This is a genomic window from Photobacterium aquimaris, assembly GCF_002954455.1.
Lineage (GTDB): Bacteria > Pseudomonadota > Gammaproteobacteria > Enterobacterales > Vibrionaceae > Photobacterium > Photobacterium aquimaris.
In genome coordinates this window covers 881,487-897,102 of record NZ_MSCC01000002.1, presented here as the reverse complement: position 1 = coordinate 897,102, position 15,616 = coordinate 881,487, and the positions used below count along the sequence as shown (strand labels likewise).

Annotated in this window: 19 protein-coding genes and 1 pseudogene; 12 read left to right on the top strand and 8 right to left on the bottom strand. The window is 36.2% G+C overall.

What is annotated here, in order from left to right:
• The first annotated feature begins 92 nt into the window (after nt 1-92).
• On the top strand, nt 93-1,154 hold the full coding sequence (locus BTN98_RS14765) for an ISNCY family transposase (protein WP_268875326.1): 1,062 nt from the start codon (nt 93-95) through the stop codon (nt 1,152-1,154).
• Nucleotides 1,155-1,477: 323 nt separating this feature from the next.
• Here BTN98_RS14765 and BTN98_RS20370 read toward each other — a convergent pair whose 3' ends face one another.
• Entirely contained in the window at nt 1,478-1,633 is a 156-nt protein-coding gene (locus BTN98_RS20370) for a hypothetical protein (RefSeq protein WP_156451832.1), read from the bottom strand.
• Between the two features lie 465 nt (nt 1,634-2,098).
• Between BTN98_RS20370 and BTN98_RS20790 the strand changes: the two are divergent.
• Nucleotides 2,099-2,194: pseudogene (locus BTN98_RS20790) on the top strand (DUF6559 family protein); the annotation flags it as partial.
• A gap of 785 nt (nt 2,195-2,979) precedes the next feature.
• Here BTN98_RS20790 and BTN98_RS14760 read toward each other — a convergent pair.
• Both BTN98_RS14760 and BTN98_RS14755 read right to left on the bottom strand, forming a co-directional pair.
• Nucleotides 2,980-3,732 (bottom strand): endonuclease, encoded by a 753-nt coding sequence (locus BTN98_RS14760; protein WP_060997996.1) that lies wholly within the window; start codon nt 3,730-3,732, stop codon nt 2,980-2,982.
• Nucleotides 3,733-3,877: 145 nt separating this feature from the next.
• Nucleotides 3,878-4,069 carry a YwbE family protein gene (locus BTN98_RS14755; RefSeq protein ID WP_060997857.1) on the bottom strand — a complete coding sequence of 64 codons (192 nt, stop codon included), beginning with the start codon at nt 4,067-4,069 and terminating at the stop codon, nt 3,878-3,880.
• Nucleotides 4,070-4,269: 200 nt separating this feature from the next.
• On the opposite strand from BTN98_RS14755, the gene BTN98_RS20685 reads away from it, so the two are divergent.
• Together BTN98_RS20685 and BTN98_RS14750 are read left to right on the top strand one after the other, a co-directional pair.
• Complete coding sequence (locus BTN98_RS20685) at nt 4,270-4,551, top strand: hypothetical protein (RefSeq protein WP_060997858.1); 282 nt, start codon at nt 4,270-4,272, stop codon at nt 4,549-4,551.
• Nucleotides 4,536-4,739, top strand: a complete 204-nt coding sequence (locus tag BTN98_RS14750; RefSeq protein ID WP_060997859.1) for a protease inhibitor I42 family protein — start codon at nt 4,536-4,538, stop codon at nt 4,737-4,739. Before BTN98_RS20685 ends, BTN98_RS14750 begins: the two co-directional genes overlap by 16 nt.
• Nucleotides 4,740-4,809: 70 nt before the next feature.
• On the opposite strand, the gene BTN98_RS14745 is transcribed toward BTN98_RS14750, so the two are convergent.
• Together BTN98_RS14745 and BTN98_RS14740 are read right to left on the bottom strand one after the other, a co-directional pair.
• Nucleotides 4,810-5,148, bottom strand: coding sequence for a hypothetical protein (locus BTN98_RS14745; RefSeq protein ID WP_060997860.1), 339 nt, complete (start codon nt 5,146-5,148; stop codon nt 4,810-4,812).
• A gap of 116 nt (nt 5,149-5,264) precedes the next feature.
• The gene (locus BTN98_RS14740) at nt 5,265-6,152 is read right to left on the bottom strand and encodes a LysR family transcriptional regulator (protein ID WP_060997861.1); all 888 of its coding nucleotides are present in this window, start codon (nt 6,150-6,152) and stop codon (nt 5,265-5,267) included.
• A gap of 408 nt (nt 6,153-6,560) precedes the next feature.
• Here BTN98_RS14740 and BTN98_RS14735 point away from each other — a divergent pair, with 408 nt between their 5' ends.
• Together BTN98_RS14735 and BTN98_RS14730 are read left to right on the top strand one after the other, a co-directional pair.
• The gene (locus BTN98_RS14735) at nt 6,561-7,607 is read left to right on the top strand and encodes a sugar-transfer associated ATP-grasp domain-containing protein (RefSeq protein ID WP_060997862.1); all 1,047 of its coding nucleotides are present in this window, start codon (nt 6,561-6,563) and stop codon (nt 7,605-7,607) included.
• Nucleotides 7,608-7,973: 366 nt separating this feature from the next.
• Complete coding sequence (locus BTN98_RS14730) at nt 7,974-9,029, top strand: sugar-transfer associated ATP-grasp domain-containing protein (protein WP_060997863.1); 1,056 nt, start codon at nt 7,974-7,976, stop codon at nt 9,027-9,029.
• Nucleotides 9,030-9,065: 36 nt separating this feature from the next.
• Here the strand turns inward: BTN98_RS14730 and BTN98_RS14725 are convergent, their stop codons facing one another.
• Nucleotides 9,066-9,845 carry a helix-turn-helix transcriptional regulator gene (locus BTN98_RS14725; protein WP_060997864.1) on the bottom strand — a complete coding sequence of 260 codons (780 nt, stop codon included), beginning with the start codon at nt 9,843-9,845 and terminating at the stop codon, nt 9,066-9,068.
• A 101-nt stretch (nt 9,846-9,946) separates the two neighbouring features.
• The gene (locus BTN98_RS14720) at nt 9,947-10,426 is read right to left on the bottom strand and encodes a YbhB/YbcL family Raf kinase inhibitor-like protein (RefSeq protein ID WP_060997865.1); all 480 of its coding nucleotides are present in this window, start codon (nt 10,424-10,426) and stop codon (nt 9,947-9,949) included.
• Nucleotides 10,427-10,625: 199 nt separating this feature from the next.
• Between BTN98_RS14720 and BTN98_RS14715 the strand changes: the two genes are divergently transcribed.
• The 3 genes from BTN98_RS14715 to BTN98_RS14705 all read left to right on the top strand — a co-directional run bounded on the left by BTN98_RS14715 (nt 10,626) and on the right by BTN98_RS14705 (nt 11,878).
• Nucleotides 10,626-11,039: a hypothetical protein gene (locus BTN98_RS14715; protein WP_060997866.1), complete on the top strand. Its 414-nt coding sequence runs from the start codon at nt 10,626-10,628 to the stop codon at nt 11,037-11,039.
• 112 nt (nt 11,040-11,151) lie between these two features.
• Nucleotides 11,152-11,400 carry a DinI-like family protein gene (locus BTN98_RS14710; protein WP_060997867.1) on the top strand — a complete coding sequence of 83 codons (249 nt, stop codon included), beginning with the start codon at nt 11,152-11,154 and terminating at the stop codon, nt 11,398-11,400.
• 100 nt (nt 11,401-11,500) lie between these two features.
• Complete coding sequence (locus BTN98_RS14705; protein ID WP_060997868.1) at nt 11,501-11,878, top strand: cupin domain-containing protein; 378 nt, start codon at nt 11,501-11,503, stop codon at nt 11,876-11,878.
• Nucleotides 11,879-12,247: 369 nt separating this feature from the next.
• Here the strand turns inward: BTN98_RS14705 and BTN98_RS14700 are convergent, their stop codons facing one another.
• Nucleotides 12,248-12,607, bottom strand: coding sequence for a hypothetical protein (locus BTN98_RS14700; RefSeq protein ID WP_146107029.1), 360 nt, complete (start codon nt 12,605-12,607; stop codon nt 12,248-12,250).
• A 281-nt stretch (nt 12,608-12,888) separates the two neighbouring features.
• On the opposite strand from BTN98_RS14700, the gene BTN98_RS14695 reads away from it, so the two are divergent.
• The 3 genes from BTN98_RS14695 to BTN98_RS14685 are packed head-to-tail and all read left to right on the top strand — an operon-like array spanning nt 12,889 to nt 15,613.
• Entirely contained in the window at nt 12,889-13,878 is a 990-nt protein-coding gene (locus BTN98_RS14695) for a sugar ABC transporter substrate-binding protein (RefSeq protein ID WP_231730677.1), read from the top strand.
• Nucleotides 13,878-14,636: an ATP-binding cassette domain-containing protein gene (locus BTN98_RS14690; RefSeq protein ID WP_060997870.1), complete on the top strand. Its 759-nt coding sequence runs from the start codon at nt 13,878-13,880 to the stop codon at nt 14,634-14,636. Before BTN98_RS14695 ends, BTN98_RS14690 begins: the two co-directional genes overlap by 1 nt.
• Nucleotides 14,633-15,613: an ABC transporter permease gene (locus BTN98_RS14685; RefSeq protein WP_060997871.1), complete on the top strand. Its 981-nt coding sequence runs from the start codon at nt 14,633-14,635 to the stop codon at nt 15,611-15,613. Before BTN98_RS14690 ends, BTN98_RS14685 begins: the two co-directional genes overlap by 4 nt.
• Nucleotides 15,614-15,616: the final 3 nt, after the last annotated feature.

Genomic DNA, 15,616 nt, shown 5'->3' with positions numbered 1-15,616 from the left:
AAAGGTTGTAAGTCCCATTTAGAAATGTCATGTTGAACTATCTTCAGATCATAGGTTTTGCTATGAACTGGAATCAATAAATGTTGCTCACTATGACTGAAAATGAATTAAGCCGAATCAAATTTATTCAAGATGTTTGTGATAAACAAATTACTGGTGTTGAAGCTGCTTGTCGACTTAACTTGAGTTGTCGTCAAGTATCACGATTAGTAAAACGCTTTACTCAGTTCGGTGCTGGCGGATTACTTTCACAACAGCGCGGCGTGCCAAGTAATCATCGTTATGATGATAACCTTAGGCTGCGTATTTTAAAGCTCATCCACGAATATTACGCAGACTTCGGGCCCACATTGGCGCGTGAAAAATTGATTGAACGTCACGGCATTAAAATTGGATTAGAAACCTTACGCCAATGGATGATCGCTGATGGCCTTTGGGTGCCACATTTCAAACGTAAGCCTCGTGTTTATCAACCGCGTCATCGACGTGATTGTTATGGTGAGTTAATTCAGATAGATGTCTCACATCATGATTGGTTTGAAGGTCGCAGCGACAAATGTTGCTTGTTGGTTTTCATTGATGATGCCACCGGCAAACTGATGAACTTACGTTTTAGCGAAACAGAATCTGCGTTTGATTACATGGTTGCCACGCGTGAATATGTTGAACATCATGGCAAACCCACTGCTTTTTACAGTGATCGGCATGCGGTATTTCATGTCAGTAAACGGGATGCAGAAACCAACCGTGTGACTCAGTTTGGTCGTGTTTTACATGACTTAAACATTGAATTGATTTGCGCAAACAGCTCTCAAGCCAAAGGTCGTGTTGAACGTGCCAACAAGACCTTACAAGATCGCTTAGTCAAAGAAATGCGTTTACAACACATTGATAATATTGAAAAAGCTAATCCGTGGTTCCCCGACTTTATCCTTGATTTTAACCAACGTTTTGCCAATACTGGTGAGACTCAAACCGCATATAGCATCATCATGTTACCTCATGCGAATAGTTTGATTGTTACAGGTTCACTCTCTCAAATAGTCCAGATAGATAACCTATTTCATTACAAGCTAAAATTGGGGATACTTATGATACATCAAGATGCTCTGTTAAATTTGAATCTAAAGTTACATATTTTAAAGGGAAAATAAAAGTATTATCTATTTTTGCAAAGTGGGTTGGTCTAATAATATCAGCTTTATTATTAACTTTACTTACATATTTAGGATTTAACCCTTGAATACACACATTGCTTATTAATTTGTATCTTCTCTGTTTTACCATCAGTTTTTTTTCTATTAATAGGTCAATTATATGTTAAATATGCAAGCACTAAATTAGAATCATTTATGGAGCAGCAAAAAGATGCTGTAGATGATTGGGAAACGGTTTATGGTAATGTAATGAAATAGTTTTTTAAAAGCCGATTATATATCGGCTTTTAAATGAAATTTCATTTTAACTTCTTTAGCATCTAAGCCGTTCTCAATACACGTAATTCATCTGTTGCACCTATTTCGATGATAGCATTCCCCATAACAATCCGATCTAGTGTTAAGGGCCAGCCATCTGGATTATTTTCAAACGCTGATACTGTATTTGCTAGCATTTTTGCCGATGTTATTTGCATTTCATCACCACATTTAAATTATCCGCTATAAGGGATAAATCTCGGCAAGCATACATTTTCATTAAACGCCAACAGATTGACTGTATTGCCTTAAATATGATGTTCTTGTTTTACGTAACAGACTAACTTCCCTACTCTTTAACCTTGCTCACCAAATATAAAAATACCGCCACAGTGGACGGTATTAGATTGGTTCTAGTTATTTAGACTTAGCAGTGCTCTTCTCGGTGTCTTTAAACCAATAGTAAGTCGGCAACTCTGAGTACGTTAGTTGTAACTTGTTAAGCTCATTATTGTATACCGCGCCAAATTTTGGATCTTGTAAGATTAACTTTTTCATTTCTTTAATAGTGACGATTGCGGCTGGTCATCTTACTAAGTATGAGCCTAGCGAACCTTTGTATTTCATGATGGTTAATTAGTTACAGTGTCACTTTTGTGAAATACTGAGATGATTACACCGGACAAGATGTACTTAACCTACTCGCGTTAGGTGGATGGACAGGTGGTCGAATAGATGATGATATGTCGAATCGCTTTGGCATGGAAAGCCGCTATTAACGTTCATAATTAATAGATTTTTAATCTTTATCCGCTACAGGGGATAAATAATAGTAGCAATAATGAAGATAGCTTGATCTACGTTGAATAATAAAGTGGTTAAATATCAGTGTGGATTTTAGGGAAAATACAACTTGCAACGGGGATACGTGAGTAACAACAGCGGCAATAACAAGGTTGACTAACCTACTACTATTGTCGAAATAGTAGTAGGCCAAACATCATAAATAGAAAGATTCTATTCTGCAGTTTGTTGAAGCTTACTAAGCTCTATTTCGATTTTTTCAATTTCAGCAGTGTAACGTGCTTTACTCGCACCATCCCTAGTAGATTTAGACATGGCTTGTAACTTAGAAAGCTTTTTTGTAAGGGTAGCTAATTGATTCTGAGTTCTACGATTGCTGCTCATTAATAAATGGTACTCCAATAAATAAATTTTTGTGTGACATACAATATGAATAGTATGTTAATACAATACCTTAACTCATTAAACGGTTAACACTATTGTATTTCTAGCTCGTTACATTTATAGCGTAGCATATAAGACTACAAAAAATAAAATATTAATAGCGTTTAGTTTCGTTTTGATAACTAGCACCTGTTATTAATGCTATAGAGAGTCGATATTCCCACTAAGATCATAACATTAAGGTTACCTTGTCTGTCTTTTGTTAACAATTGAAGATACTCATAAGTGTTGTATGAGGCTTTTATTGCTTTTATAAAAAAACAAAAAATCCATATCGTGAAATATGGATTTTTAAGGTGTGATTTCAAGTTCTGTTTTAGCCGATGTTTTTACAACGTGAAGCTAAGATAGGATCCACATTGCCTTGAATTTTTTGAATTTTAGCCGCACGTTCACATTCCCATTTTGATACTGGGTATTGCTTATCCCATGCTGTCATTAATTGACGCTGCTGACGGCTCATTTTGTAGCTTGGGTACACCGCTTCAAAATACATGTAAGTACGTGCGATAACACCACGCGCGCGCTCTGGTGGTTGTGCATCATGGTCTTTTTTATCAATGATCATGTCGCAGCTACCAAATGAACGATAGTCTTTGCTGGCTGTTTTAGGCAGCATCACATAGTTGTAGTTCTGGCGAGCCGCATTCACAGCGCCTACTGCTGGGAATAAGTTATATAGGTCTGATTGCATTAAGCGATATTCAGCATTGGCTTTTTCAGCACATTTACGGCCTTTAAATGATTTGCCTTTGCTATCAACACATACCTTTGCCCCATCACGCCATTCACTAAATGAGCGACCAAAGTTCTCCGCAGGTACTACGTGTTCAGCTTCCCAACGTTTAACGCGCTTTTTATATACGTCAGTTGTAAAGCCTGAAGGTAATGTAACGTATTTTTTATTGTTGAAATCAGCACCACAGTAAATAGTTTTCATATCTACAGGATTGGTATAGATCTGCTGTTGCATGATCTTTTTAGCTTTGCTGAATGATTGGTTAGTCGTGTTACCTTGTGGGGTTTGTGCAAATGCTAGCGTCGGTAAGAGTGCGACACTTAGTAGCATAATATTGGTTCGATTCACGATGTTCTCTTTCTATATAGTGCGATCAAAATGCCGAATTAATGGCACGTTGATATAACAAAACCAGACTAGGGTTTGGTTATGATTGGATTAAATACGTGGTAAGTTGTTTATTAGCGACCTACGTTTACAGGATCACTTTCACTCGACCGACATCGCCCGTTGTTAGGCGTACTTTTATGCCGTGAGGATGGGTTGGTGAGTTAGTAAGTATTTTTTCTACCGTACCTGATGTTAGTGTTCCGCTACGTTGATCTTGCTTTAATACGATTTTAACGTCTAAACCAACATGGATATTAGAACGGTTTGTGCCTGACATATTGACTCTTTTGTTTTTAATTTTTAGAGCTGTATTATTGATTGTTTACAGTAAAACGCAACTGAATATTAACAGTTGATTATTTTTTGATCGTTATCGACGATTTTTTAACTATTACTGACGTTTATTTACTGCTCTAGCGTAAGCGCTGGGTTATTTGTTAGGCTAATAGATAAACAACAAATATGAAGGACGGCGACATGAAAGTAATGAAACAGATGCTATTAGCAACAACACTTGCAACTATCAGTGGCGGTGCATTTGCTTCTGAATCGACTCAAACAGTACCACAACCTCCGTGTGATGCTGGTTTTACCACGATTGTGACTGGCGATTATAGTAAAGCACCGCAACAAACATGTTTGCCAACGGATCCAAAGCAAGCGGTAACGATGAAGCTAGGCCAAACGTTTACATTAAGTTTACCGCTAATCCTTCTACTGGTGCTTCTTGGGCGCTGCGCTCAATGCCAAATTCATTAATGTTGTTGAGTGTTGATTATCATAATTCAACACAATGTAAGAAAGGCATGATCGGTTGCGGTGGTTTACGTTCATATACCTTTGAGGTGGTTGCTGCTGGTGTTGGAGAGTTAAAGCTTAACTATGGCCGCTCATGGGAAAAAGACAGCTGGGAAAGCAAAAATATTGCGATTTCAGTTCAACCTTAGTTGATTGTGTATAAATAACTAAGCGAACAATTGCCCTCCGTGATTTGGAGGGCTGAATACTATGAAGCGACTATCTGTTTTGAAGTGCTGGGCAATCTTTTGGTAGTAATTGTTCTGGTATTGCTGGTCCAACGCCCATATCAGCAGTCCACCCTTTTAAACCTCCTGTTTTAGGGTCAAAATCACTGCATTTGTAAGGCTTATCTTTAACTTGTAGCACAGGCGTTGAATCTGAATTTTCTGCTTTTGGCAATGCCGCAGCGGGAACTTTAACAACAGTGTTATGTTGTGTCTGCTCGATGATTGTATTGCTCTTTGTCGTCTGTTCACTTTTGATGATCGTAAATACTAAACTGCATATCACGATTCCACTAAGGACTGCGACGGCTGACTTTGTCGACTTTTTCATGAGCTATCCCTCTGTAAACACGCATTGGTTATCAATGGGCTATTTAAAGTCTATTTTATATAGAAGATCAAATTATGTATTAAAACAAAGTTATTATTGCTTGTTTAAGCATCAATTTAATGACTTATTGTTGCGAGTAGTGGCATTATTGTTTGATAACGCATCGGTAACTGACGATGTTGTTTTTGAATGATATACAATTTTTCTGTCACGGCTGTTAATGGCGGAGCAATGTATAATTTATGTTTATCGAAAAAATGTGCGATGGCGCTTTGAGGTAAAACGGTAAATCCTATCCCTTCGGCGACGGCAATTAAAATCTGATTGAGTTGATTGATATAGCTCGTTATTGGTAATTGCTCAATTTTAATATCGACTAAATCTGTTTGGCCGCAACTGCTGAAGTATTTGGTTAAATAATATTCAGCATCAGGGTGATCTATAAGTCCACAATCAGTTAATAGATCGAGATTAACATCAGTATCTTTATAGCGTAGTGGTAACACCAAACATAATTGTTCTTGGCCGATGGTGGTTGCTTTAAGTTTATTATTTTGCGGCGACTGAGTGACAATGCCCATATCAATAGTATTACTCTCAATATCTTGCAAAATTTTATGGTTAGGTGCTGCTTCGAGATGAAAATGCAGCTGAGGGTATTGCTGTTGTAAACGTAATAACTGCGGATATAACGATAAAGCAAACGAGCCAGAACAGGCTAATTTACAGATACCGGCATGAGGATTATCTGTTTGTAGACTATTGATTAAGGTTTGATACTGCTGAGTTTGTTGTTGGGCATATTGATATACAAGCATCCCCTGCTCGGTGAGCTCAAATTGTTTGTTATAACGGGTAATTAGCTGATAACCACAAGCTTGTTCTAACTTTTTAATATGTTGGCTGACACCTGGCTGTGTCATGTGCAAAATATCAGCAGTTTGTGTGAAATGCCCTGTATCTATTAATGTTTTAAAGGTTGTTAGCCATTGGGGATTAATCATTACTTACCGCGCATTATTACAAAAAATTATTGTAATGAGAGTAAATGATAATTTAATACATATCAATTACGACGGTAATGTTCTTTTTTGATTCATGAACCTGATTTGTTCAGTGCGCACTATTAAGAATTATTATTAACATATGATTAAAATACATATAATGTTTATTTATGTGTAATGCTATTTTTATGGATAATATAACTCCGTCTTATAACTTTTGTATTTTTAAAGAAAAAAGTTATAAATTTTAATGATATAAATAGAAGCAAATATCCGTTATTACCATGGTTATCACAATAAATGCTGATATTAATATCAAATGATATAAACAGATACGACAATCATTGAATAAAATTATTTTTTATGTGACCATTTATATATATCTAAGAATTGTAAAAGATTTACCTAATGAATAAAATAAAAAACATTATTACTACTGTTCAGAACTACCGCTATCATGACATGCATAAAAATAAGGCATTGACGATTCTTTCTGAAGTTGAGAAAACGAAAGGCAAATTAGCTGATAGTATTAAACAACAGTGTGATAAATATGCAATAGAAAAACTGGGTGATATTAAATATGCACCTTGGCTATATGTATACTCAATTATTCGTGGTGAATTTAAAGAAGGCTGGATCCCTGATAATTATTATGGAAAGGTTGTATTACCTAAATGTAATGGTATTAGCGGAACACCGGCGCAAATAAAAAATATAACATCGAAACTGTTTAATTCTCATTTATTTCCAGATTTAGTGTGTTATTCAAGTGGTATATTTAGTATTCCACTTGAGAATAGAGTGCTAGCCACAGATGAGATTGCAGACTACCTTTTTGATGGTCGTGATAGTGTGATTTTTAAGGTTAACTCTTCTAATCAAGGCCGCGGAATTTTCTTTTATACCAAAGATAATTTCTCTATTGCAGATGTTATGAAAAAAGGTTCTGGGATTTTTCAAAAAATCATCAAGCAACATGCTGTTTTTGATGAATTATTTCCAAAACCAGGCGCAACTATGCGTTTAACTACAGTATTAAAGCCAGACGGCACTACTTGCTTAAAAGCGGCTTATTTGCGTTTAGGTGTAGGCACAGATGAGTATGTACGTTCTGCAACTAATATTCGTGTCGCTATTGATATTGAAACCGGTGCATTATCTGATAAGGGTTATACCACTGAGTGGAATGAAATTAACGAGCACCCTAACACCAAAAAAGCATTTAAGGGCGTAATATTACCAAACTTTGCTCAAGCGCGTGAAAGTGTTGAAGAATTGCATAGCCGCTATCCATACGTACAATCAATTGGTTGGGATGTGACAATTAACACTGACAATAATGTTGAAATAATGGAATGGAATGCAATTCATAATAGCATTACCTTTACTGAAGCCGTTCAAGGGCCTTCATTTACAGATCTACCGTGGTGCGATAAATCATTATTATCGTGATAGTAGAGTTTCACCATTTAATATTTAGCCCAAGATTATTTTAGTATTACTATAATTATACAAAGCATATGCCATATTTATTGTTGGTGTGTGCTTTATTATTATTACTAATACCTCTTCTTTAATAATTAATTATTTATACTGTATTTATTCATATCATATTAAAAATGATTATATTATTTATGGTTATGTGTTTTTTCTATTATTTTTTTTTAACATATAAAAATAAAGTCTATTTATTGGCATACTTACATGTTACTTTTTGCTCAATCGGATAACAATAAATCGGTAATATTTATTGTTAGTTAATAAAGATTGAAAATGTAATGTTTAAAGCATGCATTATTTAGATGAGAAACTGATTTAATGAAAATCAAAGATATAAAAAAAGCAATTACATATATTCAAGACTATCGATATAACGCAGCATTAAACAAAGAAGCAATGGAGGTTCTTGCTAACTTAGAACACTCTAAAGGCAAGTTACCTCAAAATATCAAAGAGCAATGCGATAATTACGCTAAAAATACTCTTGGTGATATCAAATACGCACCGTGGTTATATGTGTACTCATTAATGCGCGGTGAATTTAAACATGGTTGGATCCCTGATAACTACTACGGCAAAATTGTATTACCTAAAAGTAACGGCATTAGTGGTACGCCGGCTCAAATTAAAAATATCAGTGGCTCTCTGCTAAAGTCTGATCTTTTCCCTGATTTAGTGAGCTATTCTAGTGGCATTTATAGTGCTTCAGCTTCCAATGATGTTTTAAAACCAGAACAAGTAAAAGACTTTTTGTTTAAAGATCACGACACTGTTATCTATAAACTGAATTCTTCATTTCAAGGCAAAGGTATCCATTTCTTCAATAAGGACGAATTCTGTTTGGATAAAGTCGCGAAGCTCGGTTCAGGTATATTCCAGCGTCTTATTGTTCAGCATCAAATATTTAATGAGCTATTCCCTAAACCAGGCGCGACAATGCGTTTAACTACAGCACTAACACCTGAAGGTAATGTTGATGTGCGTGGCGCTTACTTACGTTTAGGTATTGGCACTGATGAATTTGTAAAATCTTCAACCAATATTCGTGTTGGTATCGATTTAGACTCAGGTGCATTGTTTAATAATGGCTATACCAGTGATTGGTTTGAAATTGACCAACACCCGACAACGAAAAAGAGTTTTAAAGGGGTGGTTATTCCCAATTTTAAACAAGCTTGTGAAGATGTGATCGCATTGCATAAAAACTACCCTTTTGTTCAATCTATCGGTTGGGATGTTATTATCAATGAACATGGTGGTGTTGAAATCATGGAATGGAATGCTGTCCATAATGGGATCAAATTTACAGAGGCAATTCAAGGGCCGATGTTTGCTGACATGGCATGGACAGATAAAAAGTTCATCGCAGCATAATTTATTAAGGGTTGAATAAGATTGTTCAGCCCTTTTTTAGTTTAGAATTGTTTGTTGGTATTCTTTGAGAGATAAGCCAAATTGTTTTTTAAACCGCTGTGCGAATCGTGTCTCTGACTGATAACCACAAAGTTGTGCTAAATCCAGCTGAGTATAATGCTGCTTTTGAAGCAACGTTAATGCGTATCCCATTCTTAACTCTGCCAACACTTCTCTGAACTGGGTTGATTCTTCGCGTAGACGACGAATTAAGGTCGATTTACTTAATCCAAAATGCTGACACGCAGATTCAATACTGTGTTGTTCACCAGGATGTTGTTTAAATAACGCAACCAGCTTGTCACGCCATGATAAATCTTGTGAATTAAAGAGCTGATGTAACCTACCGACATTCGCTAAATATTCAAACAGCGCATTAACCATACACTCTTGAACGTTACGTGGTAACGATTTTGGCATGTTAATGATATTCATAAATAAATATTCACCCGCATGGTCAAACTGATAATCAGGTGCAATATTATTGCTCCTAGCCTGTTGACGCGAACGATTGATGAGCTCTGTAGTGGGCTTAATGAAAAAACACAGTTGCAAAGATGAAAATACACTCTGTGAGGGTTGGTTTATAAACGTATGTTGCGAATGGCCAGTGGTCAATAACCAATGCTGAGGATCAATATTTATCCAATCATTTTGCCATTGTAATTTTTTTACCCCTGTTTGTACCCAAACAATGGATGGATAGATAAAAGGAACATTACGTAATTGCTGTGATTTTTGACCGCTGTAATGAATGCATTGCACAACTGATGACATGCTATCCCCCTTTTAGCTATTTATATTATCGCTATAAAAAAGAAAGTCTCATAATAGAGTGCTATTAATGAGACTTTTCTTTTTAACTATCATTAGAACAATTAACGCTGGTAATGAGCTGTAATAGTAGATTTAGCTAATGCTGTACCATTTAGCATAAAGCTTACTAAAGCACATGATGCATCATCTGGTACTTCCATCTTTTCACAAGGCAATGCCCATACGGTGAATACATAACGGTGAACACCATGGCCTTCTGGAGGGCAAGCGCCGCCGTAACCATTAAAACCGTAATCGTTACGCATTTCTAAACCAGCAGCAAGATGCGTTGATGCGCCTTCTGCAAGCTCATGGGTTGATGCTGGAATATTAATTACCTGCCAGTGCCAAAAACCACTGTCAGTTGGTGCATCTGGATCAAAACATGTAACAGCAAAACTCTTAGTGCCTTCAGGAGCATTTTCCCAAGCTAATTGAGGTGAGATATTATCACCATCGTTACCAAAACTATTAAATGAAAAACGTTTATCGTGATGCAGTTCTTCGGCAATGCTGTTACTTGTCATAGTAAATGTTGACATGATTATATACTCTATTTGTTGTCGATGAAGTAACTATACGACTTTTTTGCTGTTTGTTTTCATCTTTAAGTGTCAAAATAAGTTTTTATTATTATCTATATGACATTTTTTGTTCTTTGTTAAATATTTTGACGGTTATGGTTGCGCGGTATGATAAAAGGCATATTAAAAATCAAATCGATTATAGGATGATTATTTAATGAAACTAGCTCCCTTGCTCCTACTCGCTAACCTCTTCTCTGGTGCTGTTATGGCACAGTCGACTTGTTCTGTTACTCACTTTGATGCTGTTAATATCGAACCAACAATAGAAGCAGTTAACTATGATAAACAAACCCAAATGGCAGCAGTACATCATTCAGCGCCTATGCGTTGTGCAACAATTAGTTTTCAAACAGAACATACATTAAATAAAGTCGCTAATGCTATTAATGATGAGTTTGAAGCCACATATGCAGATATGACGATGGCAAAATCACATCTTATAACCTTCTCTGATGATGATATTGATTCTGGTTACATTCAATTACGTCGTCATAAACCTCAAACTGTTTATGCATGTTTCTCAACCTCAAACACACCAATTACATCAATTAGCTGTAAATTTGAGTAACTTACGTTTAATAAAGATTACCACTTAACACCATAAAGAGATTAAATTGCTCAGTCTATTATGCTGTATATATAATCAGTGTTATTTTATCCAGTGTAATAGATGGACTTATATGCGTATAGAGTTAATGGTTAATAAAAATAATGTACCACAAGATGTTTTTTGCCAAGTTGAACACGAGTTTTGTCGTCGCATGGCTATATATTGGCCTGATGCTTTAGTTCGAGTACGTTTAGGTGGTGCAAATGAATTGAATGTACTTGGTGGTCTCAAGGAAGATAAACAACATGTCGAGTCACAACTTGAAGCTATGTTTGATGAGGCCGATGATTGGCTAGAGCAGCCAAGTTACGATATGTAGTACGTTATAATTGCATATTGAGCTTGCTAATTTAATACATGATGATGTTACTGATAAGCGTTTATAATAATTATAATGTTATTTATTGGTGGTTTTTATTATGAGCACGTTTATTTCAAAAGATATTTGGTCTGATTTTACTGCTGATCCTGAATTCCCTGGATTTAGTTTTCGAGACACAGATGAAAGTAATGCAAATTGTGTTACCGCATTACTTGAGCGTTGGAAAGCAGGTACTATCGAAGATCCACATCACCACCCTCATGATGATATGTCTATTATCGTTACTGGTGAGATCGCTATTCAATTTCACCTTCGTGTTGATGGCAAGTTAGTAAAAGACGGCGAACCAATGATCTTAAAAGCAGGTCAAACAGGCTACATTAAAGCCAATCGTATTCACAGTGTAGTGTATACAACTGACTGTGACATGGTCTATATCCAAAATAAAACATTTGGTTTTGAAGTCGATCATTAATCGTTGTTAAATATGTTACTTTTAAAAAAACTCTCACTGTTATTTGTGGGAGTTTTTTTGCTAATTTTTAATATTTGCTACTGTATTGATTAACAATAGATTTTTGACATGAAAGCAATAATGTAATGAAAGAATGAATAACACTTTTTAATTTTGTGGTTTTTATCGCATGTTATTGAAACTATTCTGACGAAATAACTCAATGCTATATATTAATGGAATGTTAAATTTTGTGGTGTTGTTATGTTTACGTTGATGGCGAGATTTGTATGTCCTAAGTGTGGGAAATCCGAATACCTTGAAGGGAAAAATCTTATTCTGTGTATTTGTGGTTATCGTGTTAATTACATTGAAGCATAAAAATATTCACTAATAACTTGCTAAAATATCACTTAGTATCGCTGATGCTGGAACTTGAGTATTAGATGGTGTGGTATAAGCTTTACAATATTTATATGCAATGTCTTTTTGTATATCGCTAGATAGCGTGTCATATTTTGTTTCTACTTCTAGTGGCAAGTCTTTTAGCGCATAAGTTAATGCATATAAATTAGCAATTGTCTGTAAGGCTTCAGTCGGCTGTTTGAGATCAAAAGGTGTAATTGAATAAATGTAGCCTAAGCGAAAAATCTCAAGTTCATGCGCCGTCTTTACTTTTGTGTCTGCATAAGCTAGTCCATTGAAAAATAAAGAAATACTAAGCATAGATAGTATGATTGTTCTTTTCATTGACTCTTACTCCTTTTGCATTGATAAAGCTATTTATAGCACATATGTTTTAAAGTGCACATCTGATATTTGTTAGTTTGTTGCATGTTATTTAAATTTATGACTATTTAGTCATATTTTACATCACTCATCTCGCCTTAATTCTACTTATATTGCTGTCTTTTATGAAAGATATGACAATATAACCGTAATAAATTCTATTTATTAATAGTTAGCGTTTTTAACAAATAACGATAAAATGCTTCACTAATATAGATAGAATTCAAATTGCTGGTGAATAAATGAAACATTTTTCAAAAAAATTCTCTACAGTTGTTATGGCGAGTCTTGCATTAGTCTCTACCAGTGTCTGCGCAACACCTTCTGGCACAAATATGTCAATCTGGATTGATGTTGGTGGCCCTGTCGGTGGACCTTATGCAACGGTTGTTCAAAACGGAGCAAAGCAAGCAGCAGAAGATCTTGGGGCTAACTTACGGGTTGTTTACTCTGATTGGCAGACACAAAAAATGATTGAAAACTTTAAACAAGCCGTTGCTGCCAACCCTTCTGGCATTATTATTATGGGTCACCCAGGCGATAGTGCGTATCAACCTTTAGTTATGGAAGCTGAAAATAAAGGCATTAATGTCACTTCAATTGATACTGCTCTGCCGGCAAGCATGGGAGCGATACAACATAAAGGTTTTGGTTATGTTGGAGTAAGTAACGCTAAACGCGGGATCAAGCTTGCAGCCGAAGCGTTACGTCGCGGCCAATTTAAAGCAGGTGATCATGCATTAGTTTGGGGAATAAAAGACATAGCAGAACGAAGTAAATCAACTCGAGGAATGATCAAAACCTTAGAGCAAGCTGGGTTAACTGTTGATTTTCTACAAATTTCACCTGAAACAGATAAAGATCCTTCATTGGGTACTGCTGCGATCACATCATACCTTGCCAGTCATATCAATACTAAGCTCATCTTAGTTGATCATGGATCCCTCACCTCTCAAATGGCTAATTTCTTGCGTAATGCAGGTGTTAGACCTAAAGAGATCTTTGTTGCTGGTTTTAGTTTATCTCCTGCAACCGCAGATGCTATTCGTAGCGGCTATGTTCAGTTAGTTGCAGATAGTCAACCTTATCTGATGGGATATTTATCTGTTGTACAAACTGTATTAAGTAAGCGATACGGCTTTTCTGGTTTAAATATAGATACTGGTGCTGGGTTTGTTGATCTTAAGAATATTAATTTCATTGCTCCGCTAGCAACAAAAGGTATTCGTTAATGTGCCCAAAGGCATTAATGCTAACAGACGTAAATAAGTGGTTTGGGCCGATTCATGCATTGCGAAACATTAACCTCAGTATCAATGAAGGTGAAGTGATTGCACTACTTGGTGATAATGGCGCAGGTAAATCAACCTTAATTAAGCTGATTGCAGGGATTGAAGCATTTGATTCCGGTGAGATCAATATTCAAAATGAACTTGTTGATAAACAACAATATAATGTAAAAAATGCCCGTAAACTGGGAATTGAAACTGTTTATCAATCTGGTTCGCTCGGTGAACAACAATCGGTATGGCGTAACCTATTTTTAGGTCGTCATATTCGTAATCGGTTTGGGTTTATCGATCAAACACAAGAACGCCACCAAGCACAACAGTTACTGAAGAAGCTCGATTTCCGTGGCGTCGGTGCAAACATTGATAGTTGTGTGTCGCAACTTTCTGGTGGTGAACGTCAAGGTTTAGCCATTGGTCGTGCGATGTTATTCAATGCAAAATTAGTGATACTTGATGAACCAACCACGGCATTATCGTTAGGTGAAGTTGAGAAAGTATTATGTTTTATTGAACAATTAAAAGCACAACGTCGTGCCTGTTTGCTGATTACGCATAATATGAATGATGCTTATCGAGTCGCTGATCGTTTTGTCGTTATGGATCGTGGCACGATTGTAGCCGAATACAGTAAAACCGAAATGGATCAACAATCTTTACAACATGCGTTACTAGCAGCTGTTGGTCGAGGTGCTGCATGAATACATTTATTGTAAAACACCGCGCCCCTATTATTACTAGCTTAATGTTAGTTAGTTTATGGTTATTGTTTACAGCTTATAGCCCGCAAACATTTACCCATATGCGTATTTATACTTCGTTTATGTCAACGATCCCATTTACGGCAATGCTCGCTTTTTGTTTGACACTATTGGTTATTGCTCGTGAAATTGACATGAGTTTTCCATCTGTGATTGCACTTGGCGGTTATGTTTTTGCTGCAACATTTCAGGCGACACAATCTCCTGTTATTGCTTTTGCTGCTGCGGTTATCGTCGGTATTTTATGCGGAGTGCTAAATGGCCTATTAGTGGTATGTTTTAATATACCCTCGATTATTGCAACCATTGGTAGTCAATTTTTCATTGGCGGTTTAACGACTGTCGTTGCTGATGGATTAGCATTAAGTTTGCCTCAAGTTCGTGATAGCTGGTTCCATACTATGATGGTGGGTCGAATAGCTGATGTAATCCCTGCACAAGCAGTATGGTGTTTGGTGATTTTGGCAGTTTTATGGCTAATATTATCACGTCATGTTTTTGGTGATAATATCAATTTTATTGGCGATAATCCGAAAGCTGCTGAAATGATGGGGGTACCTGTTGCTCGTACTCGATTGTTATTATTCGTTTTAATGGGTTTAATGTCTGCAGTTGTGGGCGTTTTTGTTAGTCTTGAAATGAGCAGCTGGTGGCCAAATCAAGGACAAGGTTATATGTTACTTGTTTTTGCATCAGTTTTTATTGGTGGAACATCAGTACTTGGTGGACGCGGTACATTATTAGGTACATTTTTTGGTGCGTGTATTATCGGTATTTTAGAGGCTGGTATTATTAGTGCTGGTCTCGCCGGATTTTGGACGCGACTGGTGTATGGCGTAATTATCATTGCTTCGTTAATTATTCATAGCATATTGCTTAAACAGCACAAAGGAACATGGCGACGATTATTGCACTAATAT

Excerpts from the sequence above, each read along its gene's own strand:
- BTN98_RS14765 (WP_268875326.1), top strand. The coding sequence starts at position 93 with ATGACTGAAAATGAATTAAGCCGAATCAAATTTATTCAAGATGTTTGT.
- BTN98_RS20370 (WP_156451832.1), bottom strand. The coding sequence starts at position 1,633 with ATGCAAATAACATCGGCAAAAATGCTAGCAAATACAGTATCAGCGTTT.
- BTN98_RS14760 (WP_060997996.1), bottom strand. The coding sequence starts at position 3,732 with ATGCTACTAAGTGTCGCACTCTTACCGACGCTAGCATTTGCACAAACC.
- BTN98_RS14755 (WP_060997857.1), bottom strand. The coding sequence starts at position 4,069 with ATGTCAGGCACAAACCGTTCTAATATCCATGTTGGTTTAGACGTTAAA.
- BTN98_RS20685 (WP_060997858.1), top strand. The coding sequence starts at position 4,270 with ATGAAAGTAATGAAACAGATGCTATTAGCAACAACACTTGCAACTATC.
- BTN98_RS14750 (WP_060997859.1), top strand. The coding sequence starts at position 4,536 with ATGCCAAATTCATTAATGTTGTTGAGTGTTGATTATCATAATTCAACA.
- BTN98_RS14745 (WP_060997860.1), bottom strand. The coding sequence starts at position 5,148 with ATGAAAAAGTCGACAAAGTCAGCCGTCGCAGTCCTTAGTGGAATCGTG.
- BTN98_RS14740 (WP_060997861.1), bottom strand. The coding sequence starts at position 6,152 with ATGATTAATCCCCAATGGCTAACAACCTTTAAAACATTAATAGATACA.
- BTN98_RS14735 (WP_060997862.1), top strand. The coding sequence starts at position 6,561 with ATGAATAAAATAAAAAACATTATTACTACTGTTCAGAACTACCGCTAT.
- BTN98_RS14730 (WP_060997863.1), top strand. The coding sequence starts at position 7,974 with ATGAAAATCAAAGATATAAAAAAAGCAATTACATATATTCAAGACTAT.
- BTN98_RS14725 (WP_060997864.1), bottom strand. The coding sequence starts at position 9,845 with ATGTCATCAGTTGTGCAATGCATTCATTACAGCGGTCAAAAATCACAG.
- BTN98_RS14720 (WP_060997865.1), bottom strand. The coding sequence starts at position 10,426 with ATGTCAACATTTACTATGACAAGTAACAGCATTGCCGAAGAACTGCAT.
- BTN98_RS14715 (WP_060997866.1), top strand. The coding sequence starts at position 10,626 with ATGAAACTAGCTCCCTTGCTCCTACTCGCTAACCTCTTCTCTGGTGCT.
- BTN98_RS14710 (WP_060997867.1), top strand. The coding sequence starts at position 11,152 with ATGCGTATAGAGTTAATGGTTAATAAAAATAATGTACCACAAGATGTT.
- BTN98_RS14705 (WP_060997868.1), top strand. The coding sequence starts at position 11,501 with ATGAGCACGTTTATTTCAAAAGATATTTGGTCTGATTTTACTGCTGAT.
- BTN98_RS14700 (WP_146107029.1), bottom strand. The coding sequence starts at position 12,607 with ATGAAAAGAACAATCATACTATCTATGCTTAGTATTTCTTTATTTTTC.
- BTN98_RS14695 (WP_231730677.1), top strand. The coding sequence starts at position 12,889 with ATGAAACATTTTTCAAAAAAATTCTCTACAGTTGTTATGGCGAGTCTT.
- BTN98_RS14690 (WP_060997870.1), top strand. The coding sequence starts at position 13,878 with ATGTGCCCAAAGGCATTAATGCTAACAGACGTAAATAAGTGGTTTGGG.
- BTN98_RS14685 (WP_060997871.1), top strand. The coding sequence starts at position 14,633 with ATGAATACATTTATTGTAAAACACCGCGCCCCTATTATTACTAGCTTA.